Source organism: Erwinia sp. S43, assembly GCF_016624745.1.
Taxonomy (GTDB): Bacteria; Pseudomonadota; Gammaproteobacteria; order Enterobacterales; family Enterobacteriaceae; genus Erwinia; species Erwinia coffeiphila.
The window spans coordinates 196,490-216,734 of the sequence record NZ_JACVTX010000006.1 but is presented as its reverse complement, the minus strand read 5'-3'; the positions used below and the strand labels follow the sequence as shown (position 1 = coordinate 216,734).

20 protein-coding genes are annotated in these 20,245 nt (G+C 53.1%); 11 read left to right on the top strand and 9 right to left on the bottom strand.

The features are described from left to right. Positions 1-31: 31 nt before the first annotated feature. From IBT47_RS10945 to rimJ, 3 genes are read right to left on the bottom strand one after another with little or no spacing between them, the layout of a single operon-like run. Complete coding sequence (locus tag IBT47_RS10945) at positions 32-955, bottom strand: Gfo/Idh/MocA family protein (protein WP_200560470.1); 924 nt, start codon at positions 953-955, stop codon at positions 32-34. Continuing rightward, a complete protein-coding gene (locus IBT47_RS10940) occupies positions 956-1,609 on the bottom strand; it encodes a DUF480 domain-containing protein (protein WP_200560469.1) in 654 nt (217 codons plus the stop codon). It abuts the gene before it with no gap. A 7-nt stretch (positions 1,610-1,616) separates the two neighbouring features. Beyond that, a complete protein-coding gene (gene rimJ / locus IBT47_RS10935; RefSeq protein ID WP_200560468.1) occupies positions 1,617-2,210 on the bottom strand; it encodes a ribosomal protein S5-alanine N-acetyltransferase in 594 nt (197 codons plus the stop codon). Between the two features lie 323 nt (positions 2,211-2,533). Here rimJ and IBT47_RS10930 point away from each other — a divergent pair, with 323 nt between their 5' ends. The 8 genes from IBT47_RS10930 to IBT47_RS10895 all read left to right on the top strand — a co-directional run bounded on the left by IBT47_RS10930 (position 2,534) and on the right by IBT47_RS10895 (position 8,246). Then, positions 2,534-3,097: a lipoprotein gene (locus IBT47_RS10930; protein ID WP_200560467.1), complete on the top strand. Its 564-nt coding sequence runs from the start codon at positions 2,534-2,536 to the stop codon at positions 3,095-3,097. A gap of 139 nt (positions 3,098-3,236) precedes the next feature. Further along, positions 3,237-4,289 carry a dihydroorotase gene (gene pyrC, locus IBT47_RS10925; protein ID WP_200560466.1) on the top strand — a complete coding sequence of 351 codons (1,053 nt, stop codon included), beginning with the start codon at positions 3,237-3,239 and terminating at the stop codon, positions 4,287-4,289. A 76-nt stretch (positions 4,290-4,365) separates the two neighbouring features. Next, the gene (gene dinI / locus IBT47_RS10920; RefSeq protein WP_105592825.1) at positions 4,366-4,611 is read left to right on the top strand and encodes a DNA damage-inducible protein I; all 246 of its coding nucleotides are present in this window, start codon (positions 4,366-4,368) and stop codon (positions 4,609-4,611) included. Positions 4,612-4,732: 121 nt separating this feature from the next. Continuing rightward, complete coding sequence (locus IBT47_RS10915) at positions 4,733-5,008, top strand: hypothetical protein (protein WP_105592826.1); 276 nt, start codon at positions 4,733-4,735, stop codon at positions 5,006-5,008. A gap of 212 nt (positions 5,009-5,220) precedes the next feature. After that, positions 5,221-5,478 carry a biofilm formation regulator BssS gene (gene bssS, locus IBT47_RS10910; RefSeq protein WP_105592827.1) on the top strand — a complete coding sequence of 86 codons (258 nt, stop codon included), beginning with the start codon at positions 5,221-5,223 and terminating at the stop codon, positions 5,476-5,478. 108 nt (positions 5,479-5,586) lie between these two features. Next, positions 5,587-6,702, top strand: a complete 1,116-nt coding sequence (gene solA / locus IBT47_RS10905) for an N-methyl-L-tryptophan oxidase (RefSeq protein ID WP_200560465.1) — start codon at positions 5,587-5,589, stop codon at positions 6,700-6,702. Between the two features lie 391 nt (positions 6,703-7,093). Beyond that, on the top strand, positions 7,094-7,648 hold the full coding sequence (locus IBT47_RS10900) for a cytochrome b (RefSeq protein ID WP_200560464.1): 555 nt from the start codon (positions 7,094-7,096) through the stop codon (positions 7,646-7,648). Between the two features lie 25 nt (positions 7,649-7,673). Beyond that, positions 7,674-8,246, top strand: coding sequence for a YceI family protein (locus IBT47_RS10895; RefSeq protein ID WP_200546887.1), 573 nt, complete (start codon positions 7,674-7,676; stop codon positions 8,244-8,246). Between the two features lie 51 nt (positions 8,247-8,297). Here IBT47_RS10895 and IBT47_RS10890 read toward each other — a convergent pair whose 3' ends face one another. Next, positions 8,298-9,344 (bottom strand): rhodanese-related sulfurtransferase, encoded by a 1,047-nt coding sequence (locus tag IBT47_RS10890; RefSeq protein WP_200560463.1) that lies wholly within the window; start codon positions 9,342-9,344, stop codon positions 8,298-8,300. A gap of 444 nt (positions 9,345-9,788) precedes the next feature. On the opposite strand from IBT47_RS10890, the gene IBT47_RS10885 reads away from it, so the two are divergent. After that, positions 9,789-10,709 (top strand): Kdo(2)-lipid IV(A) acyltransferase, encoded by a 921-nt coding sequence (locus IBT47_RS10885; protein WP_200546834.1) that lies wholly within the window; start codon positions 9,789-9,791, stop codon positions 10,707-10,709. A gap of 65 nt (positions 10,710-10,774) precedes the next feature. Here IBT47_RS10885 and IBT47_RS10880 read toward each other — a convergent pair whose 3' ends face one another. Continuing rightward, a complete protein-coding gene (locus IBT47_RS10880; RefSeq protein ID WP_200560462.1) occupies positions 10,775-12,124 on the bottom strand; it encodes a carbohydrate porin in 1,350 nt (449 codons plus the stop codon). 292 nt (positions 12,125-12,416) lie between these two features. Between IBT47_RS10880 and IBT47_RS10875 the strand changes: the two genes are divergently transcribed. Further along, complete coding sequence (locus IBT47_RS10875) at positions 12,417-12,815, top strand: MysB family protein (protein WP_105592833.1); 399 nt, start codon at positions 12,417-12,419, stop codon at positions 12,813-12,815. A gap of 26 nt (positions 12,816-12,841) precedes the next feature. Here the strand turns inward: IBT47_RS10875 and IBT47_RS10870 are convergent, their stop codons facing one another. The 3 genes from IBT47_RS10870 to IBT47_RS10860 form a co-directional block, all read right to left on the bottom strand. Then, a complete protein-coding gene (locus IBT47_RS10870) occupies positions 12,842-13,075 on the bottom strand; it encodes a YceK/YidQ family lipoprotein (RefSeq protein ID WP_105592834.1) in 234 nt (77 codons plus the stop codon). A 172-nt stretch (positions 13,076-13,247) separates the two neighbouring features. Continuing rightward, positions 13,248-15,788, bottom strand: a complete 2,541-nt coding sequence (gene mdoH, locus IBT47_RS10865) for a glucans biosynthesis glucosyltransferase MdoH (protein WP_200560461.1) — start codon at positions 15,786-15,788, stop codon at positions 13,248-13,250. Continuing rightward, positions 15,781-17,334 (bottom strand): glucan biosynthesis protein G, encoded by a 1,554-nt coding sequence (locus tag IBT47_RS10860; protein WP_234471836.1) that lies wholly within the window; start codon positions 17,332-17,334, stop codon positions 15,781-15,783. The genes mdoH and IBT47_RS10860 overlap by 8 nt, the downstream gene beginning before the upstream one ends. A gap of 253 nt (positions 17,335-17,587) precedes the next feature. On the opposite strand from IBT47_RS10860, the gene mdoC reads away from it, so the two are divergent. Then, a complete protein-coding gene (gene mdoC / locus IBT47_RS10855; RefSeq protein WP_200560459.1) occupies positions 17,588-18,712 on the top strand; it encodes a glucans biosynthesis protein MdoC in 1,125 nt (374 codons plus the stop codon). Positions 18,713-18,736: 24 nt separating this feature from the next. On the opposite strand, the gene IBT47_RS10850 is transcribed toward mdoC, so the two are convergent. Then, a complete protein-coding gene (locus tag IBT47_RS10850) occupies positions 18,737-20,203 on the bottom strand; it encodes a phospholipase D family protein (RefSeq protein ID WP_200560458.1) in 1,467 nt (488 codons plus the stop codon). Positions 20,204-20,245 lie beyond the last annotated feature (42 nt).

Here is a 20,245-nt window from a genome sequence, read left to right as displayed (position 1 = left end):
CTTTGTTGGGATGGGTGCAGGGTTAAGCTAATCAGCCGCGATCCGCGTCACGCCAGAGTTTTTCCACTAAGCGCTGCGCGACCAGGGCCTGTTCACCGCTAATCTCCGGCATTGTCTGATTTTCAATGCTGCGGATGAAATGATGCGCAGCACCGGCAAAGCCGCGCTGTTCCAGCGTGCTCTGCCAGCCCGGAACCGGATCGATGACGATACGCCCCCCGCTCTCCTGCAGCCAGTCGCGCATATCGCCGATGCGGAATACCGCCCCGTCGTCCACCGCCTGTACCGTTTCCATCTGGCTGCCGGCGCGGCGATGCATACTGGTCGTCACCTGGACATTGCCAACGCGGAAATGATGCTCGGCATACAGCAGCTGCCCCTGCGGATTGATTTGCAGTACGCCGCTTTGCAGATCGCCATCCCCGCCCCCCAGCCAGAGCGCCGTATCCACCACGTGCAGGTAGTCATCCAGCAGGGTGAACAGCGCATCCTGCGGTCCTACGCTGTCGCTGCGATGTTTATCCATGCGTAATGAGGCAGGCTGAGAGAGTGCAGCGCGCAGCTGCAGGTAGCGCGGTGCAAATCGACGGTTAAAGGCCACCATCAGCTTACGGCCTCTCGACGCGGCAAGTTCTACCAACTGTTCTGCTTCGTCATAGGTGGCCGCCAGCGGTTTATCAACGCAGACGTCCACCCCGGCACGTAGCAGCATATCAACAATGCCAAAATGGCTGGCGGTACTGCTGTGTACAAAAACGGCATCGCTGACCGCGGCCAGATCGTTAAGGGAAGCCAGCAGCGGAATGCGATAAGCGTCGCAGACCGGCCGCGCCTTTTGTTGATTGGGCGAATACGCGCCTGAAATCGTCCAGCCGTCAGTACGAGTAACCACCGGTAGCCAGGCTTTCTGCGCAATGCCGCCAAGGCCGACAATACCTACTGTTAGCGCGGCCATTTATTCACCGTCCCGGTTTTCAAGCAGTGCAGCCAGCTGCTGTTTCAGCTGTGCCACATCCCGTTCCAGTTGATCCACGCGCGTACTCAGCCCTTCATCGGCAACCTCACTGTCGCCAACTGCCAGGCTGGCCTCATCCGGCTCTCCGCTGAAAAGATGCATATAGCGGCTTTCACGCTTGCCGGGTTCCCGCGCCAGGCGAACCACCAGCGCACCGCTTTCGCGCTTGCTCAGCCCTTCCAGCGTCTGTTCAACTTCCGCCATATCGCTAAAGTCATGCATCCGCGAACTGCGAGTGCGCAGCTCACCGGGCGTCTGCGCCCCGCGCAGCAGTAACGTGGTAATCAGCGCCACTTCCGCCGAGCTGAATTTAAGCTGACCAAACTCAGAGTTACAGAAACGCTGCTCATATTTCACCACCCGGCTGCCAAAACCACTGGTGGCCGTAAGCTGATGTTTTTTAACCAGCAGATCCAGGGTGTTTTGCACCTCGCTGTCGCTGAGCGTCATTACCGGTTCACGGTTAGATTTCTGATTGCAGGCGGTAACCACGCCGTTTAACGACATCGGATACTGGTCAGGGGTAGTGACCTGCTTCTCCAGCAGGCAGCCAACAACTCGCGCTTCAATCGCGCTGAAAGGGCTTTTAATCATGATAACGTTACGCTCCACGCCGTTCAGGCAGCCATTCGTGCCAGGTCAACGCCGTCAGGACATGATCCTGCCAGCGTCCGTCAATTAACAGATAGTCTTTGGCATAGCCTTCTTTTTCAAAGCCGAGGCGCGCCAGTAAATCGCCGCTACGCTGATTGTGCGGCATATAGTTCGCCATAATGCGGTGCATACGCTGCTGACGCTGCATATAGCGAATAGCGGTCTGCAGCGCTTCGAACATCATTCCCTGCCCCTGCCACTTTTCACCCAGAGAGTAACCGAGATAACAGGCGTGAAACGATCCGCGCAGTACATTGCTAAAGTTAGCCACGCCGCGGATTTCATTTTCATCCGGGTCCATCACCGCGAAATAGAAGGCGCTACCCTGCTTTTGCATTTCCGCGATGAGTCCCAGCCGCGCCTGCCAGCCGGAGGGGTAACAATGGCTGTCGTCCCGAACCGGCTCCCACGGTTTAAGGAAAACCCGGTTCTCAGAATAGTAATCAGCCAGGCGCCAGGCATCACGCTCATGGACCAGCCGTACGACCAGCCGGTCAGTAGTCAGGCGCACTTTCGGCGCAGCGGTACGATAGCCAAACATCTTTTCTCCTGAAATCCGTGGCCGGGTCAATATTCTCACTTATCAGGCCGGTTGCATCTTAAGGTGCTGGCCTCGCTGTCTGCCACTATACCTGCCATCAGAATCCCGGGAAAATACTGACAACAAAAAATGTGTGAAACAAACATGAAAAATACAGACGAATAAGGACCGGTTTCACGTAGCATTTTCAAATAGTCCGACATATTCAGTTGTGATTTTCCCTGAGGGTAATCGGCTTTGTCCTGGTGACGAATCAGGCCACGTGGTGCATGCTATCCTTCTGGCCGGATTGGAAACTGCCGGTGTAATAACAGAGGATAATTATGAAGAAACGTTATTTTGGTCTGTGTGCCCTGCTGTTAGCAGGCTTGCTCACCGGTTGTAATCAGATTGCACAGTACAGTATCAGCGAGCAGGAAATTAATCAGGCGCTGGTTAAGCACAATAACTATGAAAAACAGATCGGCGTTCCTGGCCTGGTTGATGCGCATATTGTTCTCAACGATCTGAACAGCCAGATTGGTCGTGAAGAACCCAATAAAGTCACACTGACGGGAAATGCCAAAGTGAACATCAGCTCGCTTTTCGGCCCACAGCAGGCGGATATGAAGCTGCAAATGAAAGCGCAGCCTACCTTTGATGCCGCTGCGGGTGCCATCTATCTGAAGGATATGGAGCTGGTTGACGTTGAGGTGCAGCCGGAAAAAATGCAGGGTGTGCTAAAAACACTCACGCCTTATCTTAATGAATCGCTGAAAAACTACTTCAATCAGAAACCGGCTTATGTGTTAAGTACCGACCGCAGTAAAGCGGAATCGCTGGCCAAACGCTTTGCCAAAGGGCTGGAAGTGAAGCCCGGCGAGCTGGTGATCCCGTTCACTGACTGATGCCATGACGGTACGGAGGTTTTCCGTACCGTTTTTCACTTATCCGTCATAAACCTGGTGCATTCCCTTCGCTTTATCCCTATCCTTAGTACCCGGCCAAAACCTGCCATTACCTTTCTCTTTTGCCGGAGCACATCGCATGACCGCACAACCTCAGCAGTTAATTATTCGCCGCCCTGACGACTGGCACATCCATCTGCGCGATGGAGATATGCTGGAAGCGGTAGTGCCCTTTACCAGTGAGGTCTGTGGCCGCGCGATTGTGATGCCAAACCTGGTGCCGCCGGTGACCAGCGTCGACGCCGCCCGTGCCTACCGTGAGCGTATTCTGGCTGCGGTTCCTGCCGGGCACGCATTTACCCCGCTGATGACGTGCTATCTCACCGATGGCCTCGATCCTGATGAAATTGAAAAAGGTTTCCGCGAGGGCGTATTTACCGCCGCGAAACTTTATCCTGCGCATGCCACCACTAACTCGGCGCACGGCGTGACCAGCATCGCCACCATTGCGACCGTGCTGGAGCGGATGCAAAAAATCGGCATGCCGCTGCTGATCCACGGTGAAGTGACCGATGCCCATATTGATATCTTCGACCGCGAAGCGCGCTTTATCGAAACCGTGCTGCAACCGCTGCGCAAGCAGTTCCCCGAGCTGAAAGTAGTGTGTGAACACATCACCACCAAAGAAGCTGCCGCTTTTGTTCTGGAAGGCAACGAGTTCCTTGGCGCCACCATTACCCCGCAACATCTGATGTTTAACCGCAATCACATGCTGGTCGGTGGCGTTCGCCCACACCTTTACTGTCTGCCGATTCTGAAGCGCAATATTCACCAGCAGGCTCTGCGTGATGCGGTCGCCAGCGGCAACCGTCGTTTCTTCCTCGGTACCGATACCGCTCCGCACACCCGCGATCGCAAAGAAGCCAGCTGCGGCTGTGCCGGGGTATTCAATGCGCCATCCATGCTGTCGGCCTACGCGACGGTGTTTGAAGAAATTGGCGCGCTGGAGCACTTCGAGGCATTTTGCTCTGAAAATGGCCCGAACTTCTACGGCCTGCCGCTGAACGAGGGCACCATCACGCTGGAGCGCCAGCCGTGGACCGTGGCCGAAAGCGTTGCCGTGGGTAACGATGGCCACACCGTCATTCCGTTCCTTGCCGGCGAAACCCTGAACTGGCGCGTTAAGTCGTAAGCATTTTTTGCCGATCTGATGATTGCCTTCGGTTGAATTACTGTATATATTCACAGTAAATAAACCGGAGGCTCTCATGCGTGTAGAAGTCACTGTAGCAAAAACCACCTCACTCCCTGCTGGCGCGATTGAAGCGCTGACGCAGGAACTCAGCAAAAGAATTGATAAACAGTTTCCAGACGGCACCAATACTATTTCGGTGCGCTACGCCGGTGCCAATAACCTGACGGTGATGGGCGGCGGTAAAGAAGCTAAAGATCTCATTAGCGAAATTTTACAGGAAACCTGGGAAAGCGCCGACGACTGGTTTATTACCGACTAAGCCTTGCCCTTTAATATTGCCTTTCCGCGCGATCGTAGCCATCCAGGGGATAGACGACTTTCGAATTATCCCCTACTCTGAATCACTCATACCGCCGTTGTTTATTACCGAGGTGTCGCTCATGCCCCATGACCATCCTGAACAGGCAATGACTTTTGGTGAGCTTCTGGAAGTGATAGGCGAGCAGCAGCGCCGCCTTACCGTGTTGGAAAACGCCTTCTCCTGGCTGACTTTCTGTCTGGATGACAAGGCTAACCAGCTGTTAATACACAGTCTGCGGCTGGAAGGGCAAAATCAGAATCGCGACGAGCAGCTGCAAAAGCACTTTATCAGCTTTGCCGATGATATCGAAAAACGGCTCGGTTTTTCTGCGACACCACCGGACACCCACGAGTGAGAAAATTCTGGTTTAATAACCGGAGTGACTATTTTTCACCCACAACTGTACAATTAACGCTCAAATTACACTCTGCTGTTTACCGGTAAAAAATATAATTCTGTCATACTAAAAAGTGCTGTTATAATTACAAAGCTGTAATAAAGAAGCCGCATTGAACCTCGATAAATAACTTCGTTGTCATCATTAACACGAGTAAAAAGGGGGTTATAATGGACAGAAACAATAAAGATGTCATCCAGACACATCCCCTCATCGGGTGGGATATCAGTACAGTAGACAGCTACGATGCAATGATGATTCGCCTGCATTCCCTGTCCTCCAACGAGCAACACAGTGATGAAGCAGAAGTCGGCCAGACCTATTGGCTGACCACAGATGTCGCTCGCCAGTTTATTTCTATCCTTGAAGCTGGCATTGCCAAGATCGAAGCGACCGATTACCAGGACCGCGATTACAAGAAACACTGATCTTCAATCTGTTCCACATCGACAGGCACCCCATTGGGTGCCTTTTTCATGCCCGCAATAATTTGTTATTCTGCACGGAATAGTGTTCCAACCAGAGGCCGGGTAAAAATGGTTTACGATTTAATTGTGGTGGGCAGTGGTTCCGTTGGGGCCGCCGCCGGGTGGTATGCAACACGTGCCGGACTGAAAGTGCTAATGATTGACCGTGCCCATCCCCCCCACACGGCAGGAAGCCACCATGGAGAAACCCGTCTGATTCGCCATGCCTATGGCGAAGGCGCTCGCTATGTGCCGATGGTGCTTCGCGCCCAGCAGTTGTGGGAGGCGCTGGAGAAAGAGTGTGGCGAACAGATTATGCATCGCAGCGGCGTGCTGAATCTTGGCCCGGAAAACGCCGAGTTCATCCAGAACGTGATCAGCAGCGCACACGAGTTTAACCTTGAAGTGCAGATCCTGAAGGGTGAAGAGATAAGCTCCCGCTGGCCGCAGATCAGCGTGCCTGAGGGCTATATTGGCGTATTTGAGCCGCGTTCCGGCTATCTGAAATCCGAACTCGCCATTAAAAACTATATCCGTCTGGCAAAAGAAGCGGGCTGCGCCCAGCTGTTTAACTGTGAAGTCAGCGCGATCGATGAGCAGGATGGCTTGCAGACGGTGACGACGCCTGAAGGCGTCTATCAGGCGCGTAAGCTGCTGTTGAGCGCGGGAACCTGGGTCAAAACGCTCTATCCTTCTCTGCCAGTGACCCCGGTACGTAAAGTGTTTGCCTGGCACCAGGCAGATGGCCGGTACAGTGAGAACAACAAGTTCCCGGCGTTTACCGCCGAAATGCCGGACGGCATTCACTATTACGGCTTCCCGGCAGACAACAATGCCATCAAAATTGGCAAACACGAAGGTGGACAGCCGATTGATACTCCTGAACAGCGCAAACCCTTTGGCAGCGTAGCGGAAGACGGCAGCGAACTGTTTGGCTTTTTACGCCAGTTCCTGCCGGGCGTTGGCGTTTGCCTGCGCGGAGAGTCCTGTACCTATGACAACTCGCCGGATGAGGATTTCATCATTGATACCTTCTCTGCTCACCCTGACCGGATGATTATCACCGGCCTGAGCGGGCACGGCTTTAAGTTCGTCAGCGTGCTAGGCGAGATTGCAGCACAGTTTGCCGCAGGCAAAAGCAGCGAGTTTGATTTAACACCATTCAGCCTTTCCCGTTTTTCCTGACAAAGCAGCCACGTTATGAAAGTAATGCCAGCCCGTTAAAAAATCGGCTGGCATTACCGAGGTATAAAATGATCGGACAATCTAAGATATTAGATTTATTAATCAATTTTAATTGATAAATACTGACAAAAAATGACAATAAATTGACGATAACTTATAAAACAAACAAAAAAATAGAATATCTTTTTCCCCTGCGGTAATGAACAAATTCAGACCACAAGCCAATTACACATCATCCCACTGTTAACACCACCTGATTTACTGAGCATTTTGTGCTATCTGTATTCAAATAATTTCACATAGATTACTTTTTTGTTCTTAAGCGAAATTAGCTATTGATTTTAACCTTTCACCTGGCCAGTCTTAACAAAAAAATGACAACCGGTGAATTATGCAGTGGAAAAATAGCGTTACCCGTTATGGCTCTTTGAGCATCAGTCTGCACTGGCTGGTGGCCATCGCTGTCTATGGCATGTTCGCCCTCGGACTCTGGATGGTGACGCTCGGCTATTACGATACCTGGTATCACAAAGCACCTGAGCTGCATAAAAGTATCGGTATGGTGCTGTTCGCCGTAATGCTGGTCCGCGTCGTGTGGCGTTTTGTCTCCCCACCGCCAAAACCACTCAGCAGCTACTCGCCCCTCACTCGCTATAGCGCGATTGCAGCGCACCTCCTTCTGTATGGTGTGCTGTTTGCTATTTTGTTTAGCGGCTATCTGATCTCTACCGCTGAAGGAAAACCGATTAACGTCTTCGGCGTGGTTCCCGTCCCTGCTGCGTTTTCCGACCTCGGTGAACAGGCGGACCTGGCCGGAGATATCCATCTTTGGCTGGCCTGGGGGGTGGTTATCCTGTCAGGGCTTCACGGGTTTGCCGCACTTAAGCACCACTTTATTGATAAAGATATTACGTTGAAACGGATGCTGGGTTCCCGCATCGATTAACCTTTGGAAAAGGAGAAGTCTCGTGTTGAAGAATACTATTCTGGGATTAACCACCGCCGCACTGCTGATGACCGCCGGTACTGCCGCAGCGGCTGATTATAAAATTGATAAAGAAGGCCAGCACGCCTTCGTTCAGTTCCGCATTAAGCACCTTGGCTACAGCTGGCTGTACGGCAGCTTTAAAGATTTCGACGGGGGATTCACCTACGATCAGGCCGATCCGTCCAAAGATAAAGTCAACGTAACGATCAATACCGGCAGCGTCGATACCAACCATGCCGAGCGCGATAAACACCTGCGCAGCGCCGATTTCCTTAACGCCAGTAAATTCCCGCAGGCTACCTTCACCTCAACCGGCGTAACGAAAAACGGCGATGCCTTGAACGTGGACGGTAATCTGACGCTGAACGGCGTGACTAAACCGGTGAAGCTTGAAGCGAAGCTGACTGGAGAAGGTAAAGATCCGTGGGGCGGCGAGCGAGCAGGCTTTGAGGCAACCGGCAAATTTGCGCTGAAAGATTTTAATATCAAATCCGATTTAGGCCCGGCTTCGCAGGAAGTTGAGTTGATTATTTCCGTTGAGGGCGTGCGTCAGTAAGCACGGAGATCGCCACCTTCCCCGCCGGGGAAGGTGGTGTTTCACTGAATATTACTCTTCAGGAATATGCATCGTAGTACTGAGCAGACCACGCGATTTATTAAAGATTTTATTGCCATTCTCACGGCCGGCACGGCGGGAACGCTGCTCTTCCGGCGACAGCACCAGCTCTTCCATGCAAATCGGGCTACAGCAGTGATTAAATTTCTCTGCGCAGCTCGGGCACTGGATAAACAGCAGATGACATCCGTCGTTCAGGCAGTTCACGTGCGTATCGCACGGTGCGCCGCACTGGTGGCAGTTGGCAATCACATCTTCTGAGATACGCTCCCCCATACGCTCGTCAAAGACAAAGTTTTTGCCCTTAAAACGAACCGGTAGCCCCTGCTCACGGGCTCGACGCGCGTACTCAATGATACCGCCTTCAATGTGATAAACGTTCTCAAAGCCGTTGTGGCGCATCCAAGCACTGGCCTTTTCACAGCGAATTCCGCCCGTGCAGTACATCACGATTTTTTTGTCTTTGTCCTGCTGCAGCATATCCACGGCCATCGGCAACTGATCGCGGAAGGTATCCGCCGGGATTTCCATCGCGTTGTCGAAGTGACCCACTTCGTATTCATAATGGTTACGCATATCAACGAAAACGGCTTCCGGATCGTCAAGCATGGCATTCACTTCCGCCGCTTTCAGATAGGCGCCCACGTCGCTGGCGTCAAAAGTATCATCGGTAATACCATCGGCAACAATGCGCTCGCGGACTTTAAGACGCAGTACCCAGAAGGATTTACCGTCGTCATCCAGTGCAATGTTCATGCGCAGGTTATTCAGCTGTGCATGGAACGCATACAGCATGGATTTCATGGTTTCGTACTGGCTGGCCGGAACGCTGATCTGGGCGTTAATGCCTTCAGCGGCGACATAAACACGACCAAAAACCTTCAGTTTGGTCAGCGCAACATAAAGTGCGTCGCGGAAGGCTTTTGGATCGTCAATGTTGAAATACTTATAGAAAGATACTGTGGTACGCGGCTCGGTTTCAGCCAGCATGCGTGCCTTCAGCTCTTCATTGGAAACAAGGTTATGTAACACTGGCATGGTGTTCGTTCCTGAATTCTGAATGAGAGAAATTTTTGCGGCGCTATCATACCTGAATTATAGCGAATTGCACTTCCCGCTGTTGCCCCTGTACAGCTCTCAGGTTCCCGATACCTCATCGACTTTCTAAGCCTATTCAGTCGGATAAAAACCTGTGACGGAAAATTCAGTACCAGGAAAAAACGGCAGACACATGCTATGATCTCATTCAGGCGGGGATGGTGTCAGCCATTTTCGGCCTGTGGGAAATCGTGTAACTCAGCCATTCGGAGTGAGATTACTGGAAAATATCAACTATCATTAACGGGGTTAGTGACTGGTTTTTCGAATAAAAATCACCCAAACGGCGCGTTATTTCGCAGGATATACAATAAATGGCACAATAGGCCATAAATAAACCCCTATGGACAGGATAACATTTCCCCCTTTACGATCTGGAAACTCATGACTCAGCTGCCCCAATTTAGCCGCGCATTGCTGCATCCTCGTTATTGGTTTACCTGGTTGGGTATTGCCCTGCTTTATCTTCTGGTCCTGTTACCCTACCCGGTGCTCTATTATATCGGCTGCGGCCTTGGGCGACTTTCAATGCGCTTTCTTAAACGCCGCGTAAGCGTCGCCAGACGTAATCTTGAACTTTGCTTCCCGGAGATGCCCGTAGCTGAACGCGAAGCGATGGTGGTTCGTAATTTTGAGTCACTGGGAATGGGGCTGATAGAGACCGGCATGGCCTGGTTCTGGCCGGACTGGCGGGTAAGCCGCTGGTTTCAGGTCAGCGGGCTTGAACACATCGCGAAAGCCGCAACCGACAAAAAAGGGGTGCTGCTGATCGGCATGCATTTCCTGACGCTGGAGCTGGGCGCGCGCATTTTCGGTATCCATAACCCCGGCATTGGTGTTTATCGCCCGAATGACAACGCGCTGCTGGACTGGTTGCAAACCTGGGGACGTATGCGTTCAAACAAGAGCATGCTGGACCGCAAAGATCTTAAGGGAATGATTCGCGCGCTGAAAAATGGCGACATCATCTGGTATGCACCGGACCACGATTACGGCCCCAAAAGCAGCGTGTTTGTTCCCTTTTTTGCCGTGGAGCAGGCCGCCTCAACGAAAGGCAGCTATCTGTTAATCCGCAGCGGTAATCCGGCGGTTATTCCTTTCGTACCTCGCCGTCTGCCGTCCGGGAAAGGTTATGAGATGGTGATCCTCCCGGAAGAGCTGGATATTCCCCTGGAAAATGAAAGCGCCACTGCCGCAAGAATGAACAAGATTGTGGAACACGGTGTGCTGATGGCACCCGAGCAGTATATGTGGCTGCACCGCCGTTTTAAAACTCGCCCGGAAGGCGAGCCTTCACTTTACTGACCTGTCGCGTTATTCCTGCCAGACCGCGTTGCCGGGCTGGCAGGAACTCCTCAACCGTTATCGATTTAGAACGTAATGTCCCCGGCAATACCGCCAACAAACGCGTCCTGCACCTGATCAACACCGCCCGGTTTAGTAATCAGCTGTAAGTTAGGCCGAATGCTAAGCCAGCGCGTTGCTTTCACATTGTAATAGACCTCATAGTTCCACTCCGATCCTTTCTGCAGCGGCATATAGGACATATCGTGGTAGTCGCTGACGCCCTTGTCCTGGTTCTGCTCATTGCGCATCTTCGCGTAATCGTGGTTAACGTGGATACGTGCCATGCCGATACCAATTTCATCCTTCGGACGCGCATCGAATGGCCCGGCCCAGGTTAAGGCGAGCGACTGGTAGTTATCCAGTTTTGAGGTTCGGTGATCGTTCATGATGTACTGGAAGTTAATGCCGAGACCACGAGTATTATCGCCGCCGGTCGCGGTAAGCCGTTGTTCAGCGAGCAGATAGCCGCCGTAGGCATGATTTCGCTTGCCGTATTTTCCGTCATGCCAGCTGCTGTAATTACCGCCGCTGGTTGAGCTGTAATAGCCCCCCAGACGATAGTTACCCTGGAGTCCGTCAGCACCCAGTTTTGGCTGCCAGCCGAGCTCCATCGGCACCAGATTTCCCTCGCCGTGGCGCATATCGAAACGGAAGCCGTTGGCTTTGGTATTGTTGACCTTGTTCTGATTATAAATACCTACCTGCAGGTAAAGGTCTTCTGGCAGGTTCAGTTTCACCCTTCCGCCCCACTGTGATATCGGGGCGTTAAACCAGCGGTCGTTACGCCAGTGACCCGGCTGTCCGCTCCCCATTGCCCAGTTCTGGAACATCCCCAGTTTTGCCGTATCAAAGTCTTCGTTGGTGGTGACACGCCCCAGTTTTACGTCCAGCCAGTTATTAAACAAGCTTTGATTTAACCAGAACTGCGTCAGGCGCAGATAATCACCACGCGCGGAGATACCCTGCACGTTGGATAAACCGCCGGTGCGCGGATCGTTAATATGAGAGGTTAAATTTTGTCCGGTGCGATTGGTGATTGTGGCCTGGAAGGTTCCCCCCTGCCAGTTCAATAACTTATCCAGATCGAGCGTGCTGCCAAAGGTCCACTGATCGGCATAACGCATGGTGGTTGCCGTACGATATCCCCCCGCCAGGTTCGCGGCGGATTGCATGGTATAGCCCACCTGAAAATCGACGCCGTCATCGGCCAGTTTCTGGCGATAGCCGCCCCAGTCCCCCATGAGCCAGGGAGAGTCCAGCGAAAATGGCGGGGTATCAGCAAGTGCGGAAAATGAAACCAGTACCAGTCCCAGAGGTAGCAGTCCGGCCTTTTTCTTTTGCCAGGGTTTACACGTGTTTAAATTCCTTGCCATATCAGTCATCCTTAAATAGTGAAAGTTCGGGGCGGCAGACCGCCTGGCGGCACATCACTGTGCGCGGCGCTAATTAACCACTTCTCAGGCATTTTCCTTTATTTAAATCGTGCGCTTCGTGGATAAACCGCACAGAGTCGCGTAGACATCGCTGCCTGCGAATGCAGATAGCTGCGTTACAGCAACGCCATCAGCACATCTGGCAAAAATTTCCTCGCCGGCTCCTTGCATCTTGAAGCACAGCGACAACACTTAACGATGTTTTTATCTAAACGCCAGCAAGGAGAAGTACATGACCCTTTATGCAACCCTGGAAGAAGCCATTGATGCCGCTCGCGAAGAGTATCTTGCCGCGAATCCTGAAGTGATTGAGGAAGAAGCGTCCGTTGAACAGTTTGCGATGCAGAAATACGTGATGCAGGATGGCGACATCATGTGGCAGGTGGAATTTTTCACCAACGAAGGTGATGAAGGAGAATGCCTGCCGCTGCGCAGCGGTGAAGCGGCGCAGGCAATTTTTGACGGTGACTTCGACGAAATCGAACTACGTCAGGAGTGGCTGGCTGAAAATACCCTGCACGAATGGGATGAAGGTGAATTTCAGCTGGTGCCGCCGGAAGGCAGTGAAGAAGCCGACGCCGCTGCCGATGAGTGGGAGGATGATAACAGTGAGTCCGACCGCTGGGCATAAACCCCGATTCAGCCGGAGGGTGATTTTTATTCGTAAGGTCCGTGCTTAGCATCTACCGGCAGCAATAGCGTATCCACAACCAGCGACAGCGGCAGATCGATAATAGTCAGAAATCGCCAGGGCGTATCCCGAACGTCCCACTGTACACCCGGATAGTACTGATTGCCGTGTCCCTGTCCGGGCACGGCTCTGCTGATAATGCTGCCGCAGCCGCTCAGTAGCAGCACGCAAAAACCAACCGTTAAACTACGTAAGAACATACTTATCACATCACACTTTAGGGTAAAAAACGCACTATTCTACCCGCAGTTCTGCGCCACACCATAGCCGACAGTGAAAATTATGCGTAAATACTCGGATAGCCAGCGAAAAAAAGCCGGGACACTGTCCCGGCCTTCTGATGCCGCACCCGTTAAGGCGCAATAAAATCACTTACTTCGCATTATTTAACGCCAGTGGATTGAGCGGCAGCGAGTGGTAATGATCCAGCCAGTCGTGATACTTATCCGCGTTCTGCCACAGACGATAGTGCATACGCGAAAGCGTAACCGGGTCACTCAGCAGCGCAAGGCGGCTGTCGCGATCCAACTTAGCCGGCGACTGGCTGAGTGCCTGCTCAACGCGACGGTCACGGGCATAGTCGAGGATATCGCTTTTCAGGTGGCGAGACGTTGCCATCGCACTAGCCAGTGCGTTAAACGACGGGTGGAACATCGCATGCATAAAGCCGTTATCCAGCGCACGCTCGCGATTAAGCTCCACGTAGCGATCGGTATCCAGCAGTTCCTGCGGCGGCTGATACTCTTCCGGAATAAGGAACAGTTTACCGCGCTTCGACGCCTGACCAAGCGTACGACGGCTGGACCATACTGAAACAAACGGCGACAGGATCAGCGAGAAGACAATCGGAGACAGCCACCAAAGGAAGTTCAGATCCAGCCAGCCCATACCACCGGCCCAAACCAGGCCGAGCAGCATCTGCGAACCATGGCGCTTAAAGGCTTCGCTCCACGGCGTTGCATCATCATCACGCTGCGGTGAATTCCACACCACTTCCCAGCCGAGGAATGCACTGACCACAAACACCGTATGGAACAGCATACGCACCGGTGCCAGCAGCACAGAGAACAGCATCTCCAGGAACAGCGAGACCAGCACGCGCAGGGCTCCACCGTAAGGTTTCGCGCCCTTGCACCACACCAGCACTACGCTCAGCAGCTTCGGCAGGAACAGTAGCACCAGCGTGGTCGAGAATAGCGCGATGGCCAGCTCAGGACGCCACTGCGGCCAGACAGGGAATAGCTGCCTTGGCTGCAGGAAGTACTGCGGTTCCATCAGTGTGTGAACCACCTGAAGCGCCGTTGACAGTGCAAGGAACATAAACCACAGCGGTGCGGAGAGATAGGACATCACACCGGTCAGGAATACCGCACGGTGTACCGGGTGCATACCTTTAACCAGGAACAGGCGGAAGTTCATCAGGTTACCGTGGCACCAGCGGCGGTCACGCTTCAGCTCATCAAGCAGGTTTGGCGGCAGCTCTTCATAAGAACCCGGGAGATCGTAAGCGATCCAGACTCCCCATCCCGCACGGCGCATCAACGCAGCTTCAACGAAGTCATGGGACAGGATCGAACCGGCGAAAGACCCCTCGCCCGGCAGGGGAGCCAGCGCACAGTGTTCGATAAACGGCTTAACGCGGATGATGGCGTTATGGCCCCAATAGTGCGACTCACCCAGCTGCCAGAAGTGCAGACCGGCAGTAAACAGCGGACCGTAAACACGGGTAGCAAACTGCTGGCAGCGCGCATAGAGCGTATCCATGCCGGAAGCCTTCGGCGAAGACTGGATAATACCGGCGTTCGGGTTAGCTTCCATCATCCGCACCAGGCCATTAAGGCACTCGCCACTCATCACACTGTCGGCGTCCAGTACGACCATGTAGCTGTACTGGCTGCCCCAGCGGCGGCAGAAGTCATCGATGTTACCGGATTTGCGCTTCACACGGCGGCGGCGGCGGCGATAGAAAATACGCCCCTCCCCTCCGACGTCACGCACCAGTTCCATCCACGCCTTTTGCTCGGCCATGCAAATGTCCGGATTGTAGCTGTCGCTCAGAATGTAGACGTCGTAATGCTGCTGTTCTCCGGAACGCACCACCGATTCCCAGGTCGCGCGCAGACCGGCGAAGACGCGTTCCACATCCTCATTACAAATCGGCATAATCAGCGCGGTACGGTGTTCCGGGTTGATCGGTTCGTCGCCGGTGGTCTTGTACGAAATACTGTACTTGTCCTTGCCGATTAACAGCTGCAGGAAGCCCATCAATGCGGTCCAGAAACCTGCCGAAACCCAACAGAACAGGATGGCAAACAGGAACAGAATCCCGGTTTGCAGCACATACGGCAGGATCTGCAGCAGAGACTGCTGCCAGTTCTGATTGATCATATCCATAGGATCGATCAGCGCCCAGCCCTGGTAAGGCAGAATGGTCTTCATATACCAGGTCGCAATCACCGTCTGGAAAACGGTGAGGAACAGCAAAATGTAACGACGAATGGAACCGACATAGCGCCAGTTATCTTCGCTCTTCTGCTCTTCTTTAGTGGCATAGCGATGGGTACTTTTGCGCCCGCGCAGCGAGTCCCACGCTCTGGCAACCGGGTTAGTACGCCACTCCTCAGGATACATCGACGAGCGAGTATGCGGCGGCATCGCCTTGAGCGTAGTACGGTTAAGGGCATCCTGATCGAACTGACGGCCTTCATCAATTGACTCCGGCCAGCTCATCTCAACACGTGCCTTTACCGACTGCTGAGGTGCGTCGTCGGGACGGATTTCAGACGGAGCTTCACCCGCCAGATCAAAATGCAGCTGGCTGAAGCTCTCTTCACCACGCAGTTCCCCCTGCCGTTCAGGGGGAAGCGGCAGCGCGTCAATGTATTCAACGGGTATCACAGTTGTCTTATTCATTGGCAGGCAGCTGATAGCTCCAGGTTTCTGTCAGCGTCTTATCACCGTTAACCAGTGCAGCACGCATTTCAGTCGGCTGTTTATTGTCTTTCACTCGCAGACGCATCACCAGGCGCCAGCCTTTGGTGACCGGGTTATAGCGGACGCTGTTCTCAACCAGCTCACCGTTATTACCGATACTCACCTGCGGAGAGACCGGTGTATCCTGAGCCAGTTTGCTCATTTCCGGGCCGACAAAGTCAACGATAAAGGCCAGGGTGCCGTCCGGCTGGCGTACCAGATTAGACTGCTTAACATCGCCAGTAGAGCGCAGCGTATCTTTCACGTAGGCCGTTTCCGGCGAATGCAGAAGATTTTCATCGCGGGTGAAGTGCAGGCGGTAGGAGAAATTCATCTCTTTACCCGCTTCCGGCAGGCTTTCCGGGCTCCAGAACGCCACGATGTTGTCGTTCGTTTCATCGGTGGTTGGGATCTCCACCAGCTCGATGCGGCCTTTACCCCAGTCGCCTTTTGGCTCAATCCAGCCGCTTGGGCGCAGATCGTAGCGATCGTCCAGATCCTGGTACAGGTTGAAATCACGCCCACGCTGCAGCAGACCGAATCCGCGAGGATTCTCCACGGTGAAGGTGCTGACGGCAAGGTGACGAGGATTGTTCAGCGGACGCCAGATCCATTCACCATTACCGGCATGAATCGACAGGCCGTTCGAGTCGTGCAGCTCTTTACGATAGTTGGTCACCGGCGACGGCTGATTTGCACCGAAGAGGTACATGCTGGTCAGCGGCGCAATGCCCAGTTTACCCACTTTGTCGCGCAGATAGACTTTGGAAGTGACATCAACAGTGCTGTCTTTACCTGGAGAGATCAGGAAACGATAAGCACCGGTCGCACGCGGTGAGTCCAGCAGCGCATAGATAACCAGATGCTTGTCCTGCGGTTTAGGACGCTCAATCCAGAACTCCTTAAAGCGCGGGAACTCTTCACCGGAAGGCAGTGCGGTATCAATCGCCAGACCGCGTGCGGACAGGCCATAGACCTGGCCCGCGCCGATAACACGGAAATAGCTCGCGCCGAGGAAACTGCTGATCTCGTCTTTCTTATCTTTACTGTTTAACGGATACAGAACCTTAAATCCGGCAAACCCGAGATTTTTCACCGTATCCGAATCGTGCGGCACATTGCCAAAATTGAAATAGTCCGGGGAATATTTAATGGCGCGAACGCTGTTGGCGGTCACTTCATTGAGTTTGACCGGCAAATCGAAATACATGCCCTGGTGATAGAATTCAAGCTTAAATGGTGTCTTCAGCTTACCCCAGTAGGCTTTATCATGATTGAACTGAATCTGCTGATAGTCGGCATATTTCATATCGCGCAGCTGAGAAGGCAGATTACTCTTCGGCGCTTCGTAACCTTTACCGGCCAAATCCTTTGCCTGTTTTGCAACATCGTCAATGCTAAACGCCCATCCCGAATTGGCATACATCGCAAGCAAAACCGCAGCACCAACCCAACGTAGCTGCATAAGTTTTGGTTTTTTGTTCATTTTAATCAGCACATCCCCCCCTTTACGGGTGCGAAAATCAATCCTAAACATCTTAATGGATAATTAAGCATTCCGACAGCATGACCGCGTTTTTGTTCCACTATTCCGAACGCGCAAGCGCCGGATTCTCAAGTGGTTAGCGGATACAGATTCGACTGATAGTATACCTGTGTTTACTCTATTAAAGTAAGCAGCAAGCTTTAGGCCGGTTCAGGGTGAACCAGCATTGTAACGCATTGAAAATTGGACATATATGACTAAAAAATCACCACAACGAGAATATTTCCTGGATTCGATTCGCGCCTGGCTGATGTTATTGGGCGTCCCCTTTCATCTGTCTCTGATTTATTCTTCACAAAACTGGTCAGTAAACAGTCCTGCTCCGTCTGAGTGGCTGACATTGCTCAATGAGTTTATTCATGCTTTTCGCATGCAGGTGTTCTTTGTCATATCCGGCTATTTCTCTTATATGCTCTTCCTGCGTTACACACCCGGCCACTGGTTGAAGGTGCGCGTTGAGCGTGTCGGCATCCCGATGCTGGCCGCTATTCCGCTGATTACCGTACCTCAGTTCTTCATTTTGAAGGAGCTGACGAATAAGATTGGCGACTGGAGCAAAATGAGCCCCTACCAGAAGTACAATGCGCTGGTCTGGGATCTGATTTCTCACCTCTGGTTCCTGCTGGTACTGCTGGTTCTGACCGTTGCCGGATTCTGGCTTTTCCGCTTGCTGCGCGATGGTAAAAGGGAAAAAGCAGACTATTCCGACCTGACCTGGGGAAAATTAACCGTCGTTATCCTGCTTTGTGCATTGGGATGGGGGGCGTTCCGCCGGCTGATTCTGTTCATTGCACCTCAAGTCACTGCTGATGGCCTGTTCAATATGGCGGTAATGCAATCGCTGATGTATCTGCCGTTCTTTATGCTCGGCGCGATGGCCTGGAAATACCCGGCAATCAAAGCCCTGTTTGTAAAGCCGAATCCGTGGACGTTTCTTGGAGCCGCTCTGGCGTTTGCTGCCTATGTGGCGAATCTGACATGGAGTTCAGGCGAAGGCTGGCTATACGAGCTGGACGCGATCACTTCCATGCTCATGGGGCTGTGGATGGTTAACGTAGTGTTCTCATTCGGCCACCACATGCTGAATTCCCATTCGCCTCGTGTCACCTATCTGGTGAATTCATCGTTATTTATCTATCTGGTGCACCATCCGCTGACCATTCTGTACGGTATTTTTGTTGTGCCGCTGATTGGCAGCAGCACGCTGGGCTTCTTCGTCGGCCTGGTGATGGTTTTCAGCATCGCATTCCTGCTGTATGAGATCCATCTGCGTATCCCGCTGCTGCGCTTCCTGTTTTCCGGTAAGCCCCAGCGCTGATCCTTATGCCCGGCATCAGCCGGGCTACAGCAACCACTCAATCGGCAGACGCCACACCAGCCTGACCAGCAGTCGTTGGATAAATCGCGTACGTGGCTCATGCCGGTGCACAACCTCCTCAGCTTCCCCCGGATATTCCACCCAGTTGATTTTTCCCCGCTCATCAAGCCTCAGCGTCCACGCGTGTTCACGCAGGTTGACCAGCAGGTTTTGATGGATGCTGTTCGCCAGCTCACCGCTTTCGATCACCAACCCCATTTCGGTGTTCAGTACCGCCGAACGCGGATCGAAATTAAACGAACCGATAAACACCGTTTTTTGATCCACGCTGAAGGTTTTCGCATGCAGGCTGGAGCCGGAGTTCCCGGTCAGGCCACGGTCGTGCAGCACGCCGCCCGGAGGCGTAGTGGTTGGCTTCAGTTCGTAGAGTGCGATACCGTGACGCAGCAGTTTCTTACGCCACTTTGCGTAGCCGGCATGCACCACAGAGACATCGTTGGCCGCCAGAGAATTGGTCAGGATGGCAATTTTTACGCCCCTGCGTACCAGCGCCAGCAGCTGGGCCACCCCGGCACGGGTCGGAACGAAGTAGGCAGAGATAATGTCCAGTTGCTCCTGCGGGCGGCCAATCACAGAGAGTAAGCGTTGAGGCAGCAGATTTTTCGTTCTGGCTCGCCCCAGCCCTTTACGTGGGTCGTCGCTGAGCAGTCGGCTGCTGGCCCAGATAAACGGCAGCGTGCGGCTTTCCAGCCGGGTGATAAACGTTGACTCCTGCAAGCGCGTGAAATAGTGCTTCACCTGTTCATTTTCCCGCCACCCCTCTTGCAGACCGATATCTGCTTCTGAGCCTGGCTCCATATCAACTACCGTACTGAACGGCGCAACCGAACGACACTGCCAGTAGCGCTCGAAATCATCCCCAACTTCCTCGACTACGGACCCCACCGCCAGCACATCCAGGTCGGAGAACAGCGGTTCATCACCCGCACCAAAGTATTTATCACCTACGTTCCGCCCGCCGACGATGCTGGCTTCTCCATCCACGGTGAAGCTTTTGTTGTGCATTCGGCGGTTAAGCCGGGCGAAATCGGTGAGATATCCCAACAGGCGCAGCGTGCGAAATGAAAAGGGATTAAACAGACGAACGTCAATATTAGGGTGGCTGTTAAGCGCACTGAGCGTCTTGTCCAGCCCCAGGGTATTGTTGTCATCCAGCAGCAGACGAACGCGCACGCCACGCCGGGCGGCTTCCAGCACAGCGCTGAAGAGCAGCTGCCCTGACATATCGTTTTCCCAGATATAATATTGTATATCCAGCGTTTTTTCTGCCATGGCGATCAGCAGATAGCGGGCGGCAAACGCATCCAGCCCTTCAGCAAGAGGATAGATACCGCTGTCCTGAGGATGCCCGGACACCAGCGGTCTGATGGCCTGAGCCAGTCGCGTAAAACCGCCGACACTCGGTTGGTTTAATTCAGTAACTTCACTCATCATCTGTCCTTAACGGAGTTTCGGTAGATCATATTCATCAGC

Coding starts and splice junctions, on each gene's coding strand:
- mdoH (WP_200560461.1), bottom strand. CDS start 15,788: ATGAATAAGACAACTGTGATACCCGTTGAATACATTGACGCGCTGCCG.
- IBT47_RS10940 (WP_200560469.1), bottom strand. CDS start 1,609: ATGATTAAAAGCCCTTTCAGCGCGATTGAAGCGCGAGTTGTTGGCTGC.
- mdoC (WP_200560459.1), top strand. CDS start 17,588: ATGACTAAAAAATCACCACAACGAGAATATTTCCTGGATTCGATTCGC.
- IBT47_RS10870 (WP_105592834.1), bottom strand. CDS start 13,075: ATGTTCTTACGTAGTTTAACGGTTGGTTTTTGCGTGCTGCTACTGAGC.
- rimJ (WP_200560468.1), bottom strand. CDS start 2,210: ATGTTTGGCTATCGTACCGCTGCGCCGAAAGTGCGCCTGACTACTGAC.
- IBT47_RS10945 (WP_200560470.1), bottom strand. CDS start 955: ATGGCCGCGCTAACAGTAGGTATTGTCGGCCTTGGCGGCATTGCGCAG.
- IBT47_RS10885 (WP_200546834.1), top strand. CDS start 9,789: ATGACTCAGCTGCCCCAATTTAGCCGCGCATTGCTGCATCCTCGTTAT.
- IBT47_RS10915 (WP_105592826.1), top strand. CDS start 4,733: ATGCCCCATGACCATCCTGAACAGGCAATGACTTTTGGTGAGCTTCTG.
- IBT47_RS10850 (WP_200560458.1), bottom strand. CDS start 20,203: ATGAGTGAAGTTACTGAATTAAACCAACCGAGTGTCGGCGGTTTTACG.
- IBT47_RS10880 (WP_200560462.1), bottom strand. CDS start 12,124: ATGGCAAGGAATTTAAACACGTGTAAACCCTGGCAAAAGAAAAAGGCC.
- IBT47_RS10860 (WP_234471836.1), bottom strand. CDS start 17,334: ATGAACAAAAAACCAAAACTTATGCAGCTACGTTGGGTTGGTGCTGCG.
- solA (WP_200560465.1), top strand. CDS start 5,587: ATGGTTTACGATTTAATTGTGGTGGGCAGTGGTTCCGTTGGGGCCGCC.
- bssS (WP_105592827.1), top strand. CDS start 5,221: ATGGACAGAAACAATAAAGATGTCATCCAGACACATCCCCTCATCGGG.
- IBT47_RS10930 (WP_200560467.1), top strand. CDS start 2,534: ATGAAGAAACGTTATTTTGGTCTGTGTGCCCTGCTGTTAGCAGGCTTG.
- IBT47_RS10900 (WP_200560464.1), top strand. CDS start 7,094: ATGCAGTGGAAAAATAGCGTTACCCGTTATGGCTCTTTGAGCATCAGT.
- pyrC (WP_200560466.1), top strand. CDS start 3,237: ATGACCGCACAACCTCAGCAGTTAATTATTCGCCGCCCTGACGACTGG.
- dinI (WP_105592825.1), top strand. CDS start 4,366: ATGCGTGTAGAAGTCACTGTAGCAAAAACCACCTCACTCCCTGCTGGC.
- IBT47_RS10890 (WP_200560463.1), bottom strand. CDS start 9,344: ATGCCAGTGTTACATAACCTTGTTTCCAATGAAGAGCTGAAGGCACGC.
- IBT47_RS10875 (WP_105592833.1), top strand. CDS start 12,417: ATGACCCTTTATGCAACCCTGGAAGAAGCCATTGATGCCGCTCGCGAA.